The sequence below is a fragment of the Campylobacter concisus genome, from assembly GCF_015230015.1.
Classification (GTDB): Bacteria; Campylobacterota; Campylobacteria; order Campylobacterales; family Campylobacteraceae; genus Campylobacter_A; species Campylobacter_A concisus_AF.
In genome coordinates, this window is sequence record NZ_JAAKZC010000025.1 from 1 (window position 1) to 18,428 (window position 18,428).

The following is an 18,428-nucleotide window of genomic DNA, read 5'->3' on the forward strand; positions in this document are numbered from 1 at the left end:
TTTCATCTGTGATTATCTCTATATTTTTAGCGATTTTAGTCTGAATATAGCCAGCAAATTTAATTCATAATGCCTAAAAATTTGCTACTAAATTCAGTCTATTTTTTCTTTTAGAAATTCCAAAATTTCTTGTGCTTTTTCATTTAGCGACTCTTTTGGGATATGTAAGAAAGAGCCTTCTTTTAAGAGCAAAGCTATGAAATCATCTGTTTCACAAGTGCCAAGAAACGTGCCATATGAAAAATGAACCGTGCTTGTAGTTGTGGCAAACAAGACCTCGTCATCATATACAACGATCTCTTGTTCGCGCTCAACATCGATATTTGAGTAAATGGCCCTAGTAAATAAAACTGGCTTGATGATGGCCGCATAAATATAAAGCAAGATCACGCCAACACACAAAACGATGGCTAAATTTCTTGCCAAAGTAGAGACGCCATCCATATCAGAATATACTATTAGCTCGTGCCTAGAAATGTCAAAAAGCGTGACTAAAGCTACTCCACATAGCGCAGCAAAAGGCAGTTCGATCGCCCTCATTAAAAATACAAATTTATTCTTTTTATAGACGGTGCTTGAGACTTCGCGTAGCAGTTTTTTAAATTTAGCATCGTTTTTTATACTAAATTTTGCTCTAAATTTTTCATTTTGCATTTTATTCCTTCAAATTTTGGCTAAATTTCATCGGTGATTATTTTTATCTTATCAGTATCAACCAAACTGCCGTCTACGATGATCTCCTCTATCTTGCCAGCTCTTATGACGCCACTTTTTGGGTTTTTTATGCTTTTTATGCAGCTTTTTGTGTTCACATCGACGCTTGAATACTCAAAAGCAAGGCTAGTATCCATAAAAGTGCAATCTTTCACGATCAAATTTTCCACGTAGCAAAGCGCTTGCAAGCTCTTTATCGTGCAGTTTACGAGCGTCACATTTTTCGCGTTCCAGGCTAGGTATTCGCCTGAGATGAGGCAGTTTTGTGCTAGCACGTTTTCGCAGTTCCAAAAGGCATCTTTTGAGATGAGCTTTGAGTTTGTGATGCGAAGATTTTTGCAGCCATCAAAGCAGTAGTTGCCGTCCAAGCTTAGCCCATCAACCTCTAAATTTTCGCTATTTGCCCCAAAGTAATCACCCTTTGCAAAGACATTTTTAAGCTTTACGTCCACACATCCCCAAAGTGTCTCGGCGGCGTCTGAGAAATTTACATTTTCTAGCAAAATTTGCGAGCTTTTTCTAAAGCTTTTTGGCGCATTTATAACCACGTCTTTGAAGCGTAAATTTGTGCTGTACCACATGCCAGCTCTTGCTAGAGGTTCGAGATAGCCGCCATTTAGCGTGATGTCGCTTGCATACCAGAGCGGGTACTTGTAGGCAAAAACGCACTCGTTTAGCTTTAAATTTGAGCTGTGCTTTAGTGGTGACTCGCCGTCTTCAAAGATGCAGTTAGTAAAATTTATCCCCTTTGCCCCAAACATCGCACGCTCGCCAGTAAAAATTTCTGCATTTCTCTCTTGCATTTTTGTCCTTTATGAAATTTCGCTCTCAAAATTATACTAGTTTTACTGCAAAGTGCCATTAAATTTACTTTAAAGACGCAAAGCGTTATAATCGCCCAAAAAAAGGAGCAAAAATGGGTTTAAAAGCAGACTCTTGGATAAGGAAAATGTCGGTTGAAAAGAACATGATCGTGCCATTTGCCGAGGAGCAAGTGGGGCGTGGCGTCGTTAGCTACGGCGTTTCTAGCTATGGCTATGATATCCGCGTGGGCGATGAGTTTAAAATTTTTACAAACATAGGTGGAACCGTCGTTGATCCAAAGAATTTTGATGAGAAAAATGTGGTTGATTTTAAGGGTGATGTCTGCATCGTGCCGCCAAATTCTTTTGCTTTAGCGCGTACGATCGAGTACTTTAACATGCCTGATAACGTGCTGGCGATCTGCCTTGGCAAGAGTACATACGCAAGGTGCGGTATCATCGTAAATGTGACGCCTTTTGAGCCTGGATTTAAGGGGCATATCACGATAGAAATTTCAAATACGACACCACTTCCTGCTAAAATTTATGCAAACGAGGGCATCGCGCAGGTGCTATTTATCGAAGGTGATGAGCCTTGCGAGGTGACTTATGCTGATAAAAACGGCAAATACCAAGCCCAAGAAGGCATCACGCTGCCTAGAATTTTGAAGTAAATTTCATGCCTTTGTGACCTTGCAAAGGCTAAATTTATCGCCCACTTTTTATAAAAACCCTAAACAATAACGAAATTTTGACGAAATAGAAGCTAGAAAGAGCGAAGCTTTGATAAACAAATTTTAAATTTGGCACGGCTTTTGCTTAAAAATTTATAAAAATTAACTCTAATTAGCCATTTATAAATCAAAAATGACTAGCAAAAAGGCGCACAATGTTTAATAACAAATCGATATTGATCACCGGCGGAACAGGAAGTTTTGGTAAAAAGTACACCGAAATTTTGTTAAAAAAATATAAGCCAAAAAGGCTAGTTATCTACTCACGCGACGAGCTAAAGCAATACGAAATGGCTCAGATGTTTAAAGACAAAGCCATGCGTTTTTTCATCGGCGACGTGAGAGACTATAAGCGCTTAAGAACTGCGATGAATGGCATAGACTACGTCATCCACGCAGCTGCGATGAAACACGTACCAATAGCAGAATACAACCCAATGGAGTGCATAAAAACAAACATAGATGGCGCCCAAAACGTCATCGATGCCTCTTTGGAGTGTGGCGTTAGCAAGGTTATCGCGCTCTCAACTGACAAGGCATGCAACCCTGTAAATTTATATGGAGCTACAAAGCTAGCCAGCGATAAGCTCTTTGTCGCCGCAAACAACATCGTAGGCGAGAAAAAGACGAGATTTAGCGTCGTGAGATATGGAAACGTCGTTGGTTCTAGAGGCTCGGTCGTGCCGCTCTTTAAAAAGCTGATCGCGCAAGGGGAAAAAGAGCTGCCAGTCACTCACGAAAAGATGACTAGGTTTTGGATCACGCTTGAGCAAGGCGTAAATTTCGTCCTTAAAAACTTTGAAAGGATGAAGGGCGGTGAAATTTTCATACCAAAGATCCCTTCTATGACGATGGTCGATCTTGCAAAGGCTCTTGCACCAGACCTTGGTGTAAGGATCATAGGCATTCGCCCAGGAGAAAAGATGCATGAGATGATGATATCAAGAGATGACGCGCATTTAACTTATGAATTTGATGATTATTACGTGATAAGCCCGTCTATTCAGTTCACGACAGCTCAGGACTTTTCGGTAAATGCGTTAAATCAAAAGGGCAAACCAGTGAGCGAAGACTTTGAGTATAGCTCAAATACAAATAAGATTTGGCTCGATAGAGCAGGTCTTCTTGAGATGATAGGAGACGGCAAATGATACCTTACAGCCGCCAGCAGATTACAGAAGAAGATATCAAAGTAGTAGCGGACGCGCTAAGAGACGACATCTTAACAGGTGGCGAGAAAGTCAGTAAATTTGAAGAAGAGCTGGCAAAGTATGTTGGCGTAAAGCACGTGATCGCCATGAACTCAGCCACTTCAGCCCTGCATGCAGCATATCTTAGCCTTGGCGTCAAGGAGGGCGATGAAGTGATCACGACGCCTATCACCTTTGCAGCCACTGCAAATGCGGCTTTGATGGCAGGAGCGCAGGTCAAATTTTGCGATGTAAAAACAAATGGCAATATCGATGAAGAGAAAATTCCAGCTCTTATCACTCCAAAAACAAAGGTGATAACTGCGGTTGATTACGGTGGCAACCCTGTGGAGCTAGATAAGATCATAAATTTAACCAAAAAACACGACATAAAAGTGATAGACGACGCCTCTCATGCCCTTGGTAGCGTGCAAAACGGCGTAAAAGTGGGCGTTAAGGCTGATATTAGCATATTTAGCTTTCATCCAGTAAAGCCTATCACCACGCTTGAGGGTGGCGCGCTTGCTACAAACGACGACGAGCTAGCAAGACTTGCAAGGCTTTATAGAAGCCACGGCATCACTAAAACAAAGCTTTGGGATAGCGACATGAGCCTGCTAGGCTACAACTACAGGATAACAGACGTAGCCTGCGCTTTGGGGCTTAGCCAGCTAAAAAGGCTGGACGACTTTATCGCTAAAAGAAATGAGATAGCTAAATTTTATGATGATAAATTTAGCGGGTGCGAATACTTTAAAACTATAAAAATCCCAGCAAATACAACTAGCTCAAGGCACCTATATCCAGTGCTTTTAGATGAGAGATTTTGGGATAAAAAAGAGCAAATTTTTGAAGCACTTTTGCAAAAAGGCGTTGGTGTGCAGGTACATTACAAGCCAACATATAAATTTAGCTTTTATAAAGCACTACTTGGTGAAATTTCACTGCCAAATGCGGAGAAATTTTATAGTGCCGAGCTTAGCTTGCCGTGCCATCACGGAATGAGCGTGAATGATGCTAAATTTGTCGCAAGCACGCTTTTTGACATGCTAAAAAGCTTTAGTGAGTAAAAATGATCTGCATTATCCCAGCAAGAGGCGGCAGCAAGAGAATACCTGGCAAAAATATCAAAGACTTTTTAGGCAAGCCTTTGATCGCTTACAGCATCGAGGCCGCGCTAAATTCTAAAGTTTTTAGCGAAGTGATCGTAAGCACTGATGACGAAATGATCGCAAATGTGGCTAGAGAATTTGGAGCTAGCGTGCCATTTTTTAGAGAGGCTAGCCTAAGCGATGACTACGCGACAAGCACTGACGTGATAAAAGACGCGATAAGACGCGTAAATTCTAGCTTTAGTGACGTCTGCTGCCTTTACGCGACAGCGCCGCTTATAAGGGCTGAAATTTTAAAAGAGGCCGCAGGAGAGTTTAAAAAGCAGGAGTGTAAATTTTTATTTTCAGCGACTGCATTTGATTTTCCTATCCAGCGAGCCATAAAGCTTGATGAAAACGCTAGAGTTAGCATGTTTTATCCGCAGTTTGAAAGGACGCGCTCCCAAGATTTAGAGCTTGCTTTTCATGATGCTGGGGCATTTTATTTTGGTAAAAAAGAGGCTTGGCTGGAGTGTAGCGCTATCTTTGCGCCACACTCAAAGGCATATTTGCTGCCAAGAAATTTAGTCTGCGACATCGACACGATAGAGGATTTTGAGTTTGCTAAAAAGCTTTATTTGATAAACAATGGAAAGATTTGATTGAAAGAATTTAAAGGACTCCCCCTGCTAAAAACGCTCGTGCGCGCCGATAGTAGCAGCAAGATAGGGCATGGGCACATCAGGCGAGACCTTTTACTTGCTAAAAAATTTAGCGACATCTCATTTGCATCTTTAAGGCTTGAAGGTGACATTTTTGATGAGATAAACTACCCTAAATTTAGCCTACAAAGTGGCGAGATAGATGAGCTTTGCGAGCTTATAAAAGATAATAAATTTGAACTTCTCATCATCGATCACTACGGCTTTAGCTTTGAAGACGAAAGAGCTATAAAAGAAAAAACTGGCGTTAAAATTTTATCATTTGACGATACCTATGAAAAACATTTTGCAGACTATATTTTAAATGTAAATTTATATGCGCAAAAAGCAAGATATGACGGGCTGATAAAAAAGGACTGCAAGATACTTTGCGGAGAAGAGTTTTTGCTAGTTAGAGATGAGTTTTATGAAGAAGCTCAGGTAAAAAGGGAGAAAATTTACGACTACGCTATCATTCTTGGAGGCACTGATATTTCAGGGCTAAGCGCTAAAATTTCAGAAAAACTGCTTCTTAAAAAGCTAAAAACAGCCGTCATAACAACAAGCGGAAATAAAAATTTGAGCGCACTAAAAGAGCTATCAAGTAAGAGTGAAAATTTAAGCCTTTTTGTAGATAGCAAAAGCGTAGCAAAGCTGATGAACGAGGCCAAAACGCTCATCATAACAGCAAGCTCGCTTGTAAATGAGGCCTACGTTTTGGGAGCTAAATTTAAAGCCATTTGCGTGGCTGATAATCAAAAAGAGATCTTTGCTTGGCTAAAAGAAAATGGCTATGAAGCTTTTTGGGGAGATGAAATTTGCTTGAGCTTATAAATTTTACCTCGCTTAATGGCGAGCAAAAGCTGATGGTTTTAAAGTGGCGAAACGACGAGCGCATAGCTAAATTTATGAAAAACAAAAGCGTTAGCAAAGCGGAGCATTTTTCTTTTTTAGAGAGATTAAAGAGCATTCAAGATAAGATCTATTTTCTAGTAAAGGACGAGAGCGAATTTATCGGCGTGATAAGCTTTGTTGATATCACAAAGCAAAGCTGCGAATTTGGCGTTTATAAAAACCCAGAGCTAAAAGGAGTGGGTAAAAAGCTGCTTGATCTCATAAAAGAGTATGCTTTTTTTACATTAAAAGTTAGCTCGCTAAAGGCAAAAGCTTATAATAACAACAAAAAAGCGCTCGCACTTTATGAAAATTTTGGCTTTAAAATTTATGCAAAAGATGACGAATTTAGCTATCTTGAGCTTAAAAATGAAACGGACTAGCAGATGAAAATAGGAAATTTTGATACTGACAAAAAGGTCTTTATAATAGCAGAGCTCTCTGCTAATCACAGCGGTAGCCTAAAAACGGCGGTAGATACGATAAAGGCGGCTAAGCGCGCTGGAGCTGACGCGATAAAGCTTCAGACATATACGCCTGATAGCTTGACTCTAAATTCGCACCTAGACGACTTTGTCATCAAAGGCGGACTTTGGGATAAGAGAAATTTATACGAGCTTTACCAAGAGGCGCTAACGCCAAGAGAGTGGCATGCTGAGCTTTTTAAAGTGGCAAAAGAGGAAGGGCTTGTTTGTTTTTCAAGCCCATTTTGTAAGGACGATGCGAATTTTTTAGAGCAGTTTAACCCCCCAGCTTATAAGATCGCAAGCTTTGAAGTGACGGACTATGATTTTGTAGAGTTTGTAGCTAAAAAAGGTAGGCCCATCATCATCTCAACTGGCATAGCCTACGAAGAAGAGATAAGAGAGGTGGTGCAAATTTGCAAAAATGCAGGCAATAACGACATCGCCCTTTTAAAATGCACTTCAAGCTACCCAGCGCCGCTAAATGGCATGAATTTACAAACGATAGCTGATATGAGAGAGAAATTTGGCGTTGAGGTTGGCTTTTCAGACCACACTTTGGGCGTGACAGCCCCAGTAGTGGCGGTTAGTTTGGGCGCTAGGATAGTTGAAAAACATTTTATACTTGATAAAAGCGTAAAAAGCGTTGATGGCGCATTTAGCCTTGATGAGAGTGAATTTGCTCTTATGACAAAGTGTGTTAGAGAGGCTGAGGAGCTTTTGGGTATGGTAAACTACGAGCTAGATGAAAAAGCGATTTTAAACAGGAGATTTTCACGCTCGCTTTATGCAAGCGCAGATATAAAAAAGGGTGAAATTTTTAGCGAGCAAAATATAAGGAGCGTGCGCCCAGGATATGGCCTGCATCCTAAATTTCTAAAAGAGCTAGTTGGCAAAAAAGCAAAAAGAGATATAAAATTTAGTGAGAGATTAACAAAAGAGGATTTATAAGGAGGAAAAATGGCTATTAAATTTCATGATGGTGTCGTTGCGCCACAAGAAAAAAGTGAAGAGAGAGCAAAAGAATACGCCCAAACTGTCAATAAAATAGAAAATGCTGTTTTTAGAAATAACCTAAATGCGCTATTTTCTCAAGATGAGATTTTGGCTACTAGGCTTTTTTCTTTGGGGGAGCAAAAAAACTATGAAGTATTTATCGGCAAAGATCCGATCGATATAAATATAATAGACAAAAAAACTCTATCTTATGTTTATGAAAAGCCAGCTTCCGATATACAAAATATGCTTGAAGGGCTTGGCTCTCAGTGTAAGCGCTATCCAGTGATGTTTTTCTATGGACTTGGCAACGGAGTGTTTTACAAAGCTTTGCTTTATAACCAAACTCACCAGCATATTATTGTCGTCGAACCAGACCTTGAGATACTTTACATCACATTAAATTTAGTTGATCTATCAAAAGAGTTGCTTAGCGAAAGACTTATTATTTTCTATTCAGAGCTTACAACCTATTCGCAAATTTATCAGCTTATGATAGGTCAGGTTTATTCAGTATATGCAAAAACCTATAACTTTCATGTTCACACGCCTTTTTATGATAAATTTGCAGATGACTATAATAGAATTAATCAATATTTTGTAAGAGCCATTTCACAAGTCGTAGCATCACATGGAAATAGCGTAGATGACCTACTTCAAGGTGTTAGAAACAACACCGAAAACCTGCCTCAGCTGATAAAGGGCTATGTCTATCAAGACCTCATAAAAAAACGAAAAGGCCTTATGGATACGGCTGTGATAGTAGCTACTGGACCAAGCCTAGATAAACAGCTTGATACGCTTAAGAAATTTGCCCCTTATGTTACTGTTATTAGCCTAGATGCCTCTTTGCCGATACTTGCAAAGCACGGCATCAAGCCAGACTATGTTACGTCTATAGAAAGAGTTATAGAAACATCGAGCTTTTTTAAAAAGAGAAATGGAAATTTAGATAAAGACGCATACTTTATCGTAGCATCGCTAACACACCCTCAAAGTGTAAAAAATATTTTGCCAAGACGCTTAGTGCTTACGCTTCGCCCACAAGCCGAATGCTCTATGGGTTTAAACAAGCATGGCTATCTTGGCATAGGACTTAGCACGGCAAATCAGGCCTATCAACTAGCTTATGTGCTAGATCATAAAAATATAGTCTTGATAGGTCAAGACCTAGCCTTTGCACCAGATGGCAAAAGCCATGCAACAGGACATGCGTTTGCCCAGGCAGATGAAAATTTATACACTACAGCTTACGGCGGAGTAGGTGAGGTTAGGACGACTTATGTTTGGGATAAATTTAAAAACCAATACGAATCAGACATCGAGTCAACAAACAAAAAAGGCATAAAAAACTACAACTGCACAGAAGGCGGCGCTATGATAAAAGGCACCATAGAAAAGCCTTTTATTCAAGTTATGGAGGAGCTCACTCGTGGTAAAGAGCTAAAAAATTTACCTCACATTAGTTTTCCTAATGAAAAAACCATAAAAAAAGAGCTTTTGCAAGCCTATAAATTTATACAAACTAAGATCAAATTTGAAGAAGAGGTAAAGCAAAAGCTTGAAGAGGTCTTTTTAGAAGTCACTCCAGATATAGACAAAATGATAGAGATAAGAGATAAAGGCGAGCTTAGCGAGAAGCATTTTAAGAAGTTATTATCTATAACAAAAAAGATAGATAAAGCTAAGGAATTTGCAGGAAGGCAAAAGTATAGAAGATATATCGAATACATCTTGTCTATCTCCGTATATTACCAAGAGCTTGAGCTAGCTAAAATTTCAGTTGAGCCTAGTGATACGACTATACAAAAGGTAAATAAACTAGCAGAGTGGGTAGAGATGCATAAATATTGGCTATTTTCTCTAGCTGGTGGCTTAGATGCTGAGATAAAAACTACAAAAAAAGCTAGTAAAAATTTACTTAAAGAAGTTAAAAAGCTTGGCTTGATATAAGCTGGGCTTTAAAATCGTCTACTTCAAAACTCAAATAAAAAGCCTTTAAAGTTTTCTATCTTTGGAGGCTTTTATTTAAAACACTATTTTACATATTGATTTTATTGCTTGTAAATTTAAAAAGCCCCAAAGCTAGGCTTTGAGGCTTGGGGGTTTGCGTATTGTAAAAGCATTAACACATTAAGGCTTTGCTACTGCAACAAAGCCTTATTCAAAACTTAATTTAACTAGCTACGTTATTGTAGTAGCTTCATTACGTTTTGCTGTACGCTGTTTGCTTGACTCATAGCATAAGCACCTGATTGAGCTAGGATGTTATGTTTTGAGAAGTTAGCAGACTCGCTAGCAAAATCTACGTCTCTGATTTGAGACTCTGCTGATTTTACGTTAACTTGAGTTACAGTTATGTTATTAACTGTAGCTTGAAGTTGGTTTTGAACTGAACCAAGGTCTGAACGAATTTGGTCAAGTGTTTTTTGAGCTGACTCAGCGATACTCATAACAGCCATCGCACCAGTTAATGTCATAACACCAGCACTTTGGTTAGATGTCATAGCACCACTATTGTTCATTCTAGTAAAGCCCATAGCAGCAGCTAGAGTTTTATCTATCTGACCTTTGATCTCACGCAAAGAAACAGATGCTTGAGCACCACCGTTACTATTTGCCTTAGATGACATACTAAAGGCTACTGATAGACCGCCTAGTGTATTACCAGCGCCACCAGTGCTAACTTTGATATCACGACCATCTAGTTTAACTAGGTTTAGTCTTCCGATAAACATAGTAGATAGTGCTGCGCCCATTTTTACAAGGTCATCGCCTTTACCAGCATAACCAAAGATAGCAGACATATTGTTTGCAACCTTTGCTGTATTTGCTGTTGATTTAGCTTGTATAGCGCGGCCATCTACTGATGTAAGCACTAGCTTGCCTTTGTCAAGTGAAGCTGTTACGCCAGTTTGGTCTTTAACGGCATTGATAGCGTTTATAAGTGCGCCATTTTCGTCATTTGCTTTAACGCTGATGTCACCTATAATTACGCCATTTATTTCAAGATCTTTCATCTCACCAGCAGCGATAGCTTTACTGCCCTTCCATGTAACATCATAAGTAGCACGAACGCCAGTTTCGTTTGCAACTTTGTTGATGTTCTCTGCTAGAGCGCCTACGCCTTTACCAAGGCCAGTTGAGAGAGTAGCAGCTTGAACTTTTACGTTGTTTACACCATCTACGTTTACAAATGTAAGGCTGATCGCACCTGCTGCTGTTTGAGTAAGTAGTTTTGAGCTCTCAAAACGTGTAAGACCGATCTTATCAGATGTAGTCGCACCAATACTTGCTTTAACAGTTTGGTTTGAATAAGCACCTATTTGGAATTCTTTGTTAGAGAATGTTCCGTTTAGTAGTTGCTGACCGTTAAATGAAGTAGTGTTACCGATATTGTCAAGCTCCTCCATTAGACGAACGATATCAGCTTGCAATGCTTGGCGTGATTGAGTTGTTTGGCCGTCTTGAGCTGACTGAGTAGCTTTAGCTTTGATAGTGTCAAGAACTTTTAACTGCTCGTCCATAGCTTTGTCGGCAACTTGAATGATACCAATAGCATCATTACCGTTTGCAATAGCTTGACCTAGAGCTGAAGCTTGGCTTCTTAAGCTATCTGCGATAGATAGACCTGAAGCGTCATCTGCAGCTGTTTGGATACGAAGACCTGAGCTAAGTTTGTTAAGTGACTTAGATAGGTCAGTGTTGTTGCTAACTGCGTTAGCGTGTGTGTTAAGTGCGTTTACGTTTGTGTTAATACGAAAACTCATTGTAAATCCTTTTATGTTTTAAGTTACGACTTCATGTCGCACGAAAACTATATCGATCGGTTTTTAAAAAAGTTTAGAGCTATGCATAAAATTTTTTATAAAAAACAAAAATCGCACTCCACCTAAAAATTTTTCACACGTTACACTCTAAAAAATTATTTCTGCTACAATTACGCCAAAAAATTCAAAGGCTATATATAAATGAAAAGCTTAATCATCGTGGAATCTCCTGCAAAAGCAAAGACTATTAAAAATTTCTTAGACAAAAGTTACAACGTCATCGCCTCAAAAGGTCACATCAGAGACTTGCCAAAAACGAGCTTTGGCATCAAGATAGAGGATGATAAATTTACCCCAGAGTATCGCATCAGCAGCGATCACTCCGCCATCGTAAAAGAGATAAAAGAGCTTGCAAAGAGTGCTGATGAAATTTACCTCGCGACCGATGAGGATAGAGAGGGTGAGGCGATCGCATTTCACATCGCAAACGCCATCGGCAAAGAGCCAACCAGCCTGCCTCGCATCGTCTTTCACGAGATCACCAAAAGCGCTATACAAAACGCTCTAAAAAGCCCAAGACACGTCAATATGAACAGCGTCAATGCCCAGCAAACAAGGCGCTTGCTTGACCGCATCGTTGGCTACAAGCTAAGCCCGCTTTTAAATTTAAAGATACAAAAAGGCTTAAGCGCTGGACGTGTGCAAAGTGCGGCGCTAAAGATAATAGTCGATCGCGAGCGTGAAATTCAGGCATTTAAGCCGGTTGAATACTACACTATCGACACCGTTTTTAAAAAAGATCTAGACGCCGAGCTAGTTAAATTTGAAAACCAAAAGATCGAAAAGCTAACTATCCAAAACCCAGACCGCGCAAAATATATCATCGAAAATTTACAAAATGAGAAATTTAGCGTCCGTGAGATCGAGAGCAAGGATAGAAAGATCCAACCAAGCCCGCCATTTATGACTTCAACCCTTCAGCAAAGTGCGAGCAACCGCCTTGGCTTTAGCCCTAAAAAGACGATGATGATCGCGCAAAGCCTCTATGAGGGTGTGCAAACAAACGAGGGCTTCATGGGTGCGATCACATATATGAGAACAGACAGCTTAAATTTAGCCAAAGAGGCTGTAGCAGCCGCTAGAGAGCACATCCTGCAAAACTACGGCAAAGAGTACTTGCCAGCCAAAGCGATCAGCTACACAACAAGCTCAAAAGGTGCGCAAGAAGCCCACGAAGCGATCCGCCCTACAAATTTAAACTTCACACCACAAATCGCCGCTAAATTTTTAGATAAAGACGCACTCAAACTCTACACGCTCATCTACAATAGATTTTTAGCCTGCCAAATGAGCGCATGTGTGAGCCAAACGCAAAACGTCTATGTCGCAAGCGAAAAAGGCGAGTTTAAGATAAGTGGCAGAAAGGTGCTATTTGACGGCTTTTACAAGGTTTATGGCGAGCTTGATAAGGATAAAATTTTGCCAAATTTAAAAAAGGGTGATGAGATGAGTTTGCAAAACATAAAAAGCACGCAAAACTTCACCGAGCCGCCAGCTAGGTACTCTGAAGCCGGCCTTGTTAAAAAGCTAGAAAGCCTAGGAATTGGCCGCCCAAGCACCTACGCACCGACCATCTCGCTGCTAACCTCAAGAGACTACGTAAGGATCGAGAAAAAGCAGCTCATACCAAACGAGATCGCATTTAGCATGATAGGCGTTTTGGAGGAGCACTTTAGCAACATCGTCGATAGCGAATTTACATCACATCTTGAAGAAAAGCTCGATGAGATCGCGCTTGACAAGGCTGACTGGCAAAAGGTGCTAAGCGACTTTTACTATCCATTTATGGAAAAAATCAGCGCTGGCAAAACTGGCATAAAAAGCCTAAAAACAGCCACTCCGATCGGCGAGAAGTGCCCAGAGTGCGGAAGCGAGCTAGTGCTTAGAAAGGGCAGATATGGCGAGTTTATCGCTTGCTCAAATTTCCCAAAATGCAAATACTCAAGAAACGTCGCAAAAGATAATGAAAAGAGTGCAGAAACTGGCTCTACAACGGCAGCCAAGCCAAAACGTGAGCTTAAAAAGCTTGACGTGCCATGCCCAAAATGTGGCGGCGAGATCGTCGAGAGATTTAGCAGGCGTGGTAAATTTTATGGATGTGCCAACTATCCAAAATGCGACTTCATCTCAAACTACGAGCCAGTCGCGCAAAAATGCGATGAGTGCGGCGGCGATATGATCAAAAAAGAGCTTAAAAAAGGCACATTTATAGAGTGCACAAAGTGCAAGAAAAAGACACTTATCTCTGAAAATTAAAATTTCTAGCCAAATTTAAGCCCCTGAGCCTAAATTTGGCTTATAAATTTGGACTTTAAATGCCTGAAACCATCATAGAAGTTAGCCAGTATAAAGGGCAAAAGAGCCTTGTGATAAACTGCACGCAGCTAGGGGACAGCTTCACGCCGCAGTATAAAACCGCCAAACAAAAAAGAGCGGTGCTTGATGAGTGGTGCGACTTTTTAAGAAGCGAGCAGGGCGCCTTTAATGAGCTTAGCTTTTGCACCAAAATGCCTCAAGAGCTCTTTGACGCGGTGTGCTACCAAAGAAATTTAAAGAGCCTTCATATCAAATGGGGCTCGTATGAGAGCCTTGATGCGCTAACAAATCTTTCTAGTCTAAAGCGCCTTTTTGTAGGTTCTGGTGCTAGCGTAAAAAGCATAGCGCCGATTGCGACACTTACTGGGCTTGAAAGCCTTGCGGTGGAGAATTTTCAAAAGATAAGCGACTACTCTGCGCTTTCAAATTTGCAAAATTTAAAGAGCCTAGATATCAGTGGCGACGGACTTTCGCCTAAATTTATCCACATAGAAAGCTTAGAGTTTTTACGCCAGATGCCCGGACTAACCAGCCTTGTGATCTTGGTGGCTAGGCTAAAAAGCAAGGACTACTCGCCTATCTTATCTCTAAAATCCCTCACCCACCTAAGCCTGCCGCCACAACACGCACTTTTTGGACTTTTTGACGAGCTTAATGCTTTGCCAAATTTAAAAACAGGGCTTTTAAAAGAGAGAGCGGAAATTTATAAGAAAAAGTAATGCTGTAAATTTAAGTTTTTGCATAGTTTTATTTCTAAGGGCAAATTTTAAAATTTCACTCACTCGCAAGAGTTGACTACTAAAATTTGGCTTCGCTTATCGCTTAGCTCAAATTTTAGAGCCGAAATTACTCGCTAATGAAATTTTAAAATTTGTCTGACATTTATATGTGCTAAGAAGCAAATTTGCAAATTTTAAAATCTTACTCACTCGCCTTAGCAGACTACTAAATTTAGGCTGCACTTCGTTTAGCACTAAATTTAGAGCCGTGATATGCTCGCTTATAAATTTTAAAATTTGCTTGAGTTTCTTTGTCATAAACTGCATGCAGTGCGCCAGCACCATCGCATGCACCTCTAACGTTGTAGGGGTTAGGGGATTGTTAAGGGGGAAGGGAGCTTCTTTGCTTCGCGAGCTCGCAACTGCAAGCAGACCGTAATTCAAGCCTCTTCCCACTTAACAAAGGAATAAACATTTAAATTTACCTATTTCTTGTAAATTCAAGACGATCATACTTAAATTTTAAACCTACCAAAGCTATAATGCTCCCCAAAAAAGGATCAAAAATGAAGACAATTATGCTTTGTGCGATATGCTCTGTCACGCAGGGAAACTGCGCTGAGGACTGCGCATATTGCACGCAAAGTGCCAAAACTGGCGCTGATATCACGAAATTTAAAGAAAAAAGCGTGCAGCAGGTGGTGGATGAGGCCAAAATGGCATATAAAAACCACGCTCTTGGCTTTTGTTTAGTCACAAGTGGCGCCAGATTAAATGACAAAAAGACCGACTATATCGCTTCTTTAGCAAGAGCTGTGCATAAAGAAGTGCCAAATTTGATGCTCATCGCATGTAACGGCATGGCGACTTACGAGCAGCTTTGTGAGCTCAAAAAAGCTGGCGTTTTTAGCTACAACCACAACCTAGAAACAAGCCGTGAATATTTCTCAAAAATCTGCACAACGCACTCTTGGGACGAGAGATATCAGACAAATTTAGACGCAAAAAGGGCTGAGCTCATGCTTTGCACTGGCGGCATTTACGGCGTTGGCGAGAGCGAGTCTGACAGGGTGAGCTTTAGAGCTAGCCTAAAAGAGCTTGAGCCGTTTTCGTCGCCTATAAATTTTTTCATAAAAAGTGACGCATTAAGGCTTGATCAGCCACCTCTTAGCGCGGATGAAGCCCTAAAAATCGTGCGCGAAACCAAAAGCGCGCTGCCAGAAACTAGGGTCATGATAGCTGGCGGCAGGGAGAAGATATTGGGCGAGAGGCAGTACGAGATCTTCGAAAATGGCGCAGATGCGATCGTGATAGGCGACTACCTCACCGCAAAGGGCGAGAAGGCGAGCAAGGACATCGAGGAGCTTACAAAGCGCGGTTTTAGCTTTGCAAGCATCTGCCACTAATGCTAGTAAATTTACTTTGTGCAGGGCTTGGGGGCTTTATCGGAGCTGGATGCAGGTTTTTAGCTGGCGAGCTACTAAAATTTAGTCACTTTCCGCTAGCCACGCTTGGCGTAAATGTGCTTGGCAGCTTCATTATCGGCGTTTTATTTTGCCTAAATTTAAGCCAAAGCGTAAGGGTTTTCTTAGTCGTTGGCATACTTGGCGGCTTTACCACGTTTTCAAGCTTTAGCCTTGATAGCGTTAAATTTTTACTAGAAGGCGAACTCGTAAAAGGCTTTTTAAATATAATTTTAAACCTTAGCCTTTGCCTGCTTGCAAGCTATTTTGGCATTTTGCTTGGTAAAAATTTGTGAGAGCTTGCAAATTTAACAGATCTGTTTATAAATTTAAATTTTGCTAGATTTTTTAACCGCATGCAGTGCGAAGCGCTATCGCATGCACTTTGAACGTGCGAGGGGTTTGGAGGATTTAAAAAGGGGGATAAGGGGACGGCTTCGTGTCTGCCCCGCAGTTGCGAGCCTGCGAAGCAAAATTCAAGTCCCCTTGTCTCCCTTTTAAATAAAAAAGAAATTTACAAATTTAATAAAGCTGTCTTTGCAAATTTTAAAACTTCATTCACTCGCAAGAATTGATTACTAAAATTTGGCTTCGCTTACAGCTTAGCTCAAATTTTAGAGTCGAAATCACTCGTTCATGAAATTTAAAATTTGCCTTTATTTATTGACTAGCTTAATAAAATCATTTGAGAAATTTGCTGGAATTTTGCGCATGTGATATATCGATGTGCTATCTCGCCCAGTGTGCAACAGGTATTTGGCAAAAGATGTGGCAAATATGAGGATATTAATAACTTGCAAGCGAGTAAATTTACATTTTCTGGCAAATTTACTCAGCAAAAAACCACATAAATTTACGCAAAACAGCCAAATTTAGCTCACCGTAAAGCCACACTAAACGGCTAAATTTCTTTAGCGATTTTGCTCATTTTGTTTATAAGCTCTTCACGCTCGCTTGATTTTAGGTTGCCGTATTGAAGCTTTGTCATCATCTGCATGAAGTCAAACTGCTTAAACATCTGTGCATCGCTCTTTAGCTCTTTTTCAAGCTTTTCATAGATTTTCTCTGTCTCTTTGTTTGCTTTTTCTAAATTTTGCAAAAAGCTTCCAGTCGCACTCGAGTCAAGGTCGTTTTTTGCAGCCTTGTCGATGGCATTTTTTAAATTTGATAAATTTTCAGAAATTTTCATCTGCACTTCCTTTTGGATTTTAAAATTTAGAGCAAATTTTATTCCACCACTTTTTTCTAGGTGGATTTTGCGCGGTGAAAACCTCTCCGATCATTGGCGTTACGTAGTTTAGCTCAAGTTTTGTCGCAGCCTTTTCAAAACGCTTGATCGGCTCATCCCAAGCGTGATAAGAAAGATCAAATTTACCCCAATGCACCGGCACACCAAGCCTTGCACCAATATCTTTTAGTGCTTGCGCTGACTCCTCTGGCTTCATGTGCACGTAAGGCCAGCCGTCGCTGTAAGCGCCATTTTCTATGAAAACTAGATCAAAGCCGCCAAATTTCTCATTTATCATCTTAAAATGCTTGCCATATCCGCCATCACCGCTAAAGTAAAAGCTAAAGCCAGCCTCCTCTACCGCCCAGCCGCCCCAAAGCGTGGTGTTTCTTTTAAATGTGCGCCCGCTAAAGTGCCTTGAGGGGCAAAAAGTAAAGTTTAAATTTCCTATCTTTTGCTCATTAAACCAGTCAAACTCGTAAATTTTGCCTTCATCCACGCCCCATTTTACGAGGTGAGCTTTGACTCCAAGTGGCACTAGAAATTTGGCTATCCTATCCTTTAGCTCAAGTATCGTTTTATGATCAAGATGGTCGTAGTGGTCGTGCGAGATGAGGGCGATGTCGATCACCTCTGGGTAGTCGCTAGCGGTGATGTCGTGCTCGTAGGCAAAGGGCTTGCCGCCAAGTGGGAGAGGGAATGCGCGGTGCAAAACTGGGTCTGTGATGATGATTTTGCCATCAAGCTTGCAGATTAGGCTAACGTGTCCTAGCCAGATAAACTCGCCATTTTTGAGGGCGTTTGCGTCAAATTTTAAATTTGGCAAAGGGCGCTTTGGTAGCTTGTCTTTTGGTGGAAAGAGCGCTTGAGGGACGTAATTTAACATAGACGCTTGCGGATTTTTCTTTACCATATCAATCGTCGGCTCTAAATTTATAAAAACTTTGCCATTAAAATTTGGTGAAGCCTCTATGAGCTTTTGGCTCTTGGCATCTGGTGTGCCGCCAAAAACAGGGGCAAATTTCATAAAAGCAAAAACTGAAGCGATAAACAAAACTATGACTATAAAAATTTCCATCAATAACCTTTTAAATTTGAAAGTGGGATTATATTTTAGATTTTTAAATTTCAGTTTCATTTAATTAACCCAAGCTTAAAAAACTAATTTTTAAATTTAAACTTAATTAAGATAATTTTACTCTTTTTAGTAATTATCTGTTATGAAATATTAATCTTTTTTGATTAATTATACGAAAATAACGCCTTTTAATAGCATATCTTAAAC

18 protein-coding genes are annotated in these 18,428 nt (G+C 40.4%); 12 read left to right on the forward strand and 6 right to left on the reverse strand.

Annotated elements, in window-relative coordinates; all coding sequences use genetic code 11:
- Nucleotides 1-93: 93 nt before the first annotated feature.
- Entirely contained in the window at nucleotides 94-654 is a 561-nt protein-coding gene (locus G6W42_RS09960; RefSeq protein WP_194173874.1) for a YcxB family protein, read from the reverse strand.
- 20 nt (nucleotides 655-674) lie between these two features.
- Nucleotides 675-1,517: a DUF3737 family protein gene (locus G6W42_RS09965; protein WP_194173875.1), complete on the reverse strand. Its 843-nt coding sequence runs from the start codon at nucleotides 1,515-1,517 to the stop codon at nucleotides 675-677.
- 113 nt (nucleotides 1,518-1,630) lie between these two features.
- On the opposite strand from G6W42_RS09965, the gene dcd reads away from it, so the two are divergent.
- The 8 genes from dcd to G6W42_RS10005 all read left to right on the forward strand — a co-directional run bounded on the left by dcd (nucleotide 1,631) and on the right by G6W42_RS10005 (nucleotide 9,540).
- The gene (gene dcd / locus G6W42_RS09970) at nucleotides 1,631-2,191 is read left to right on the forward strand and encodes a dCTP deaminase (RefSeq protein WP_103647751.1); all 561 of its coding nucleotides are present in this window, start codon (nucleotides 1,631-1,633) and stop codon (nucleotides 2,189-2,191) included.
- Between the two features lie 215 nt (nucleotides 2,192-2,406).
- On the forward strand, nucleotides 2,407-3,402 hold the full coding sequence (gene pseB / locus G6W42_RS09975; RefSeq protein ID WP_194173876.1) for a UDP-N-acetylglucosamine 4,6-dehydratase (inverting): 996 nt from the start codon (nucleotides 2,407-2,409) through the stop codon (nucleotides 3,400-3,402).
- Complete coding sequence (pseC, locus tag G6W42_RS09980) at nucleotides 3,399-4,511, forward strand: UDP-4-amino-4,6-dideoxy-N-acetyl-beta-L-altrosamine transaminase (RefSeq protein WP_194173877.1); 1,113 nt, start codon at nucleotides 3,399-3,401, stop codon at nucleotides 4,509-4,511. Before pseB ends, pseC begins: the two co-directional genes overlap by 4 nt.
- Before the next feature lie 2 nt (nucleotides 4,512-4,513).
- Nucleotides 4,514-5,194 carry a pseudaminic acid cytidylyltransferase gene (pseF, locus tag G6W42_RS09985; protein WP_194173878.1) on the forward strand — a complete coding sequence of 227 codons (681 nt, stop codon included), beginning with the start codon at nucleotides 4,514-4,516 and terminating at the stop codon, nucleotides 5,192-5,194.
- Nucleotides 5,195-6,067, forward strand: coding sequence for a UDP-2,4-diacetamido-2,4,6-trideoxy-beta-L-altropyranose hydrolase (gene pseG / locus G6W42_RS09990; RefSeq protein ID WP_194173879.1), 873 nt, complete (start codon nucleotides 5,195-5,197; stop codon nucleotides 6,065-6,067). It abuts the gene before it with no gap.
- Nucleotides 6,052-6,510: a UDP-4-amino-4,6-dideoxy-N-acetyl-beta-L-altrosamine N-acetyltransferase gene (gene pseH, locus G6W42_RS09995; protein ID WP_194173880.1), complete on the forward strand. Its 459-nt coding sequence runs from the start codon at nucleotides 6,052-6,054 to the stop codon at nucleotides 6,508-6,510. Before pseG ends, pseH begins: the two co-directional genes overlap by 16 nt.
- Before the next feature lie 3 nt (nucleotides 6,511-6,513).
- On the forward strand, nucleotides 6,514-7,542 hold the full coding sequence (gene pseI, locus G6W42_RS10000) for a pseudaminic acid synthase (protein ID WP_194173881.1): 1,029 nt from the start codon (nucleotides 6,514-6,516) through the stop codon (nucleotides 7,540-7,542).
- Nucleotides 7,543-7,551: 9 nt separating this feature from the next.
- Nucleotides 7,552-9,540 (forward strand): motility associated factor glycosyltransferase family protein, encoded by a 1,989-nt coding sequence (locus tag G6W42_RS10005; protein ID WP_194171221.1) that lies wholly within the window; start codon nucleotides 7,552-7,554, stop codon nucleotides 9,538-9,540.
- Between the two features lie 236 nt (nucleotides 9,541-9,776).
- On the opposite strand, the gene G6W42_RS10010 is transcribed toward G6W42_RS10005, so the two are convergent.
- Complete coding sequence (locus G6W42_RS10010) at nucleotides 9,777-11,357, reverse strand: flagellin B (protein WP_194171220.1); 1,581 nt, start codon at nucleotides 11,355-11,357, stop codon at nucleotides 9,777-9,779.
- 201 nt (nucleotides 11,358-11,558) lie between these two features.
- Between G6W42_RS10010 and topA the strand changes: the two genes are divergently transcribed.
- A complete protein-coding gene (topA, locus tag G6W42_RS10015) occupies nucleotides 11,559-13,673 on the forward strand; it encodes a type I DNA topoisomerase (RefSeq protein WP_194173882.1) in 2,115 nt (704 codons plus the stop codon).
- A 59-nt stretch (nucleotides 13,674-13,732) separates the two neighbouring features.
- A complete protein-coding gene (locus G6W42_RS10020; RefSeq protein WP_194173883.1) occupies nucleotides 13,733-14,452 on the forward strand; it encodes a leucine-rich repeat domain-containing protein in 720 nt (239 codons plus the stop codon).
- Between the two features lie 108 nt (nucleotides 14,453-14,560).
- On the opposite strand, the gene G6W42_RS10025 is transcribed toward G6W42_RS10020, so the two are convergent.
- Complete coding sequence (locus tag G6W42_RS10025; protein WP_194173886.1) at nucleotides 14,561-14,896, reverse strand: hypothetical protein; 336 nt, start codon at nucleotides 14,894-14,896, stop codon at nucleotides 14,561-14,563.
- A 122-nt stretch (nucleotides 14,897-15,018) separates the two neighbouring features.
- Between G6W42_RS10025 and G6W42_RS10030 the strand changes: the two genes are divergently transcribed.
- Nucleotides 15,019-15,858 (forward strand): biotin synthase, encoded by an 840-nt coding sequence (locus tag G6W42_RS10030; protein WP_194173884.1) that lies wholly within the window; start codon nucleotides 15,019-15,021, stop codon nucleotides 15,856-15,858.
- A complete protein-coding gene (gene crcB, locus G6W42_RS10035) occupies nucleotides 15,858-16,211 on the forward strand; it encodes a fluoride efflux transporter CrcB (RefSeq protein WP_103574962.1) in 354 nt (117 codons plus the stop codon). The genes G6W42_RS10030 and crcB overlap by 1 nt, the downstream gene beginning before the upstream one ends.
- Before the next feature lie 605 nt (nucleotides 16,212-16,816).
- Here crcB and G6W42_RS10040 read toward each other — a convergent pair.
- Together G6W42_RS10040 and G6W42_RS10045 are read right to left on the reverse strand one after the other, a co-directional pair.
- Nucleotides 16,817-17,104: a hypothetical protein gene (locus G6W42_RS10040; RefSeq protein ID WP_021085374.1), complete on the reverse strand. Its 288-nt coding sequence runs from the start codon at nucleotides 17,102-17,104 to the stop codon at nucleotides 16,817-16,819.
- Between the two features lie 19 nt (nucleotides 17,105-17,123).
- Nucleotides 17,124-18,221, reverse strand: a complete 1,098-nt coding sequence (locus G6W42_RS10045) for an MBL fold metallo-hydrolase (RefSeq protein ID WP_194173885.1) — start codon at nucleotides 18,219-18,221, stop codon at nucleotides 17,124-17,126.
- Nucleotides 18,222-18,428 lie beyond the last annotated feature (207 nt).

Coding starts and splice junctions, on each gene's coding strand:
- G6W42_RS09960 (WP_194173874.1), bottom strand. CDS start 654: ATGCAAAATGAAAAATTTAGAGCAAAATTTAGTATAAAAAACGATGCT.
- G6W42_RS09965 (WP_194173875.1), bottom strand. CDS start 1,517: ATGCAAGAGAGAAATGCAGAAATTTTTACTGGCGAGCGTGCGATGTTT.
- dcd (WP_103647751.1), top strand. CDS start 1,631: ATGGGTTTAAAAGCAGACTCTTGGATAAGGAAAATGTCGGTTGAAAAG.
- pseB (WP_194173876.1), top strand. CDS start 2,407: ATGTTTAATAACAAATCGATATTGATCACCGGCGGAACAGGAAGTTTT.
- pseC (WP_194173877.1), top strand. CDS start 3,399: ATGATACCTTACAGCCGCCAGCAGATTACAGAAGAAGATATCAAAGTA.
- pseF (WP_194173878.1), top strand. CDS start 4,514: ATGATCTGCATTATCCCAGCAAGAGGCGGCAGCAAGAGAATACCTGGC.
- pseI (WP_194173881.1), top strand. CDS start 6,514: ATGAAAATAGGAAATTTTGATACTGACAAAAAGGTCTTTATAATAGCA.
- G6W42_RS10005 (WP_194171221.1), top strand. CDS start 7,552: ATGGCTATTAAATTTCATGATGGTGTCGTTGCGCCACAAGAAAAAAGT.
- G6W42_RS10010 (WP_194171220.1), bottom strand. CDS start 11,357: ATGAGTTTTCGTATTAACACAAACGTAAACGCACTTAACACACACGCT.
- topA (WP_194173882.1), top strand. CDS start 11,559: ATGAAAAGCTTAATCATCGTGGAATCTCCTGCAAAAGCAAAGACTATT.
- G6W42_RS10020 (WP_194173883.1), top strand. CDS start 13,733: ATGCCTGAAACCATCATAGAAGTTAGCCAGTATAAAGGGCAAAAGAGC.
- G6W42_RS10030 (WP_194173884.1), top strand. CDS start 15,019: ATGAAGACAATTATGCTTTGTGCGATATGCTCTGTCACGCAGGGAAAC.
- crcB (WP_103574962.1), top strand. CDS start 15,858: ATGCTAGTAAATTTACTTTGTGCAGGGCTTGGGGGCTTTATCGGAGCT.
- G6W42_RS10040 (WP_021085374.1), bottom strand. CDS start 17,104: ATGAAAATTTCTGAAAATTTATCAAATTTAAAAAATGCCATCGACAAG.
- G6W42_RS10045 (WP_194173885.1), bottom strand. CDS start 18,221: ATGGAAATTTTTATAGTCATAGTTTTGTTTATCGCTTCAGTTTTTGCT.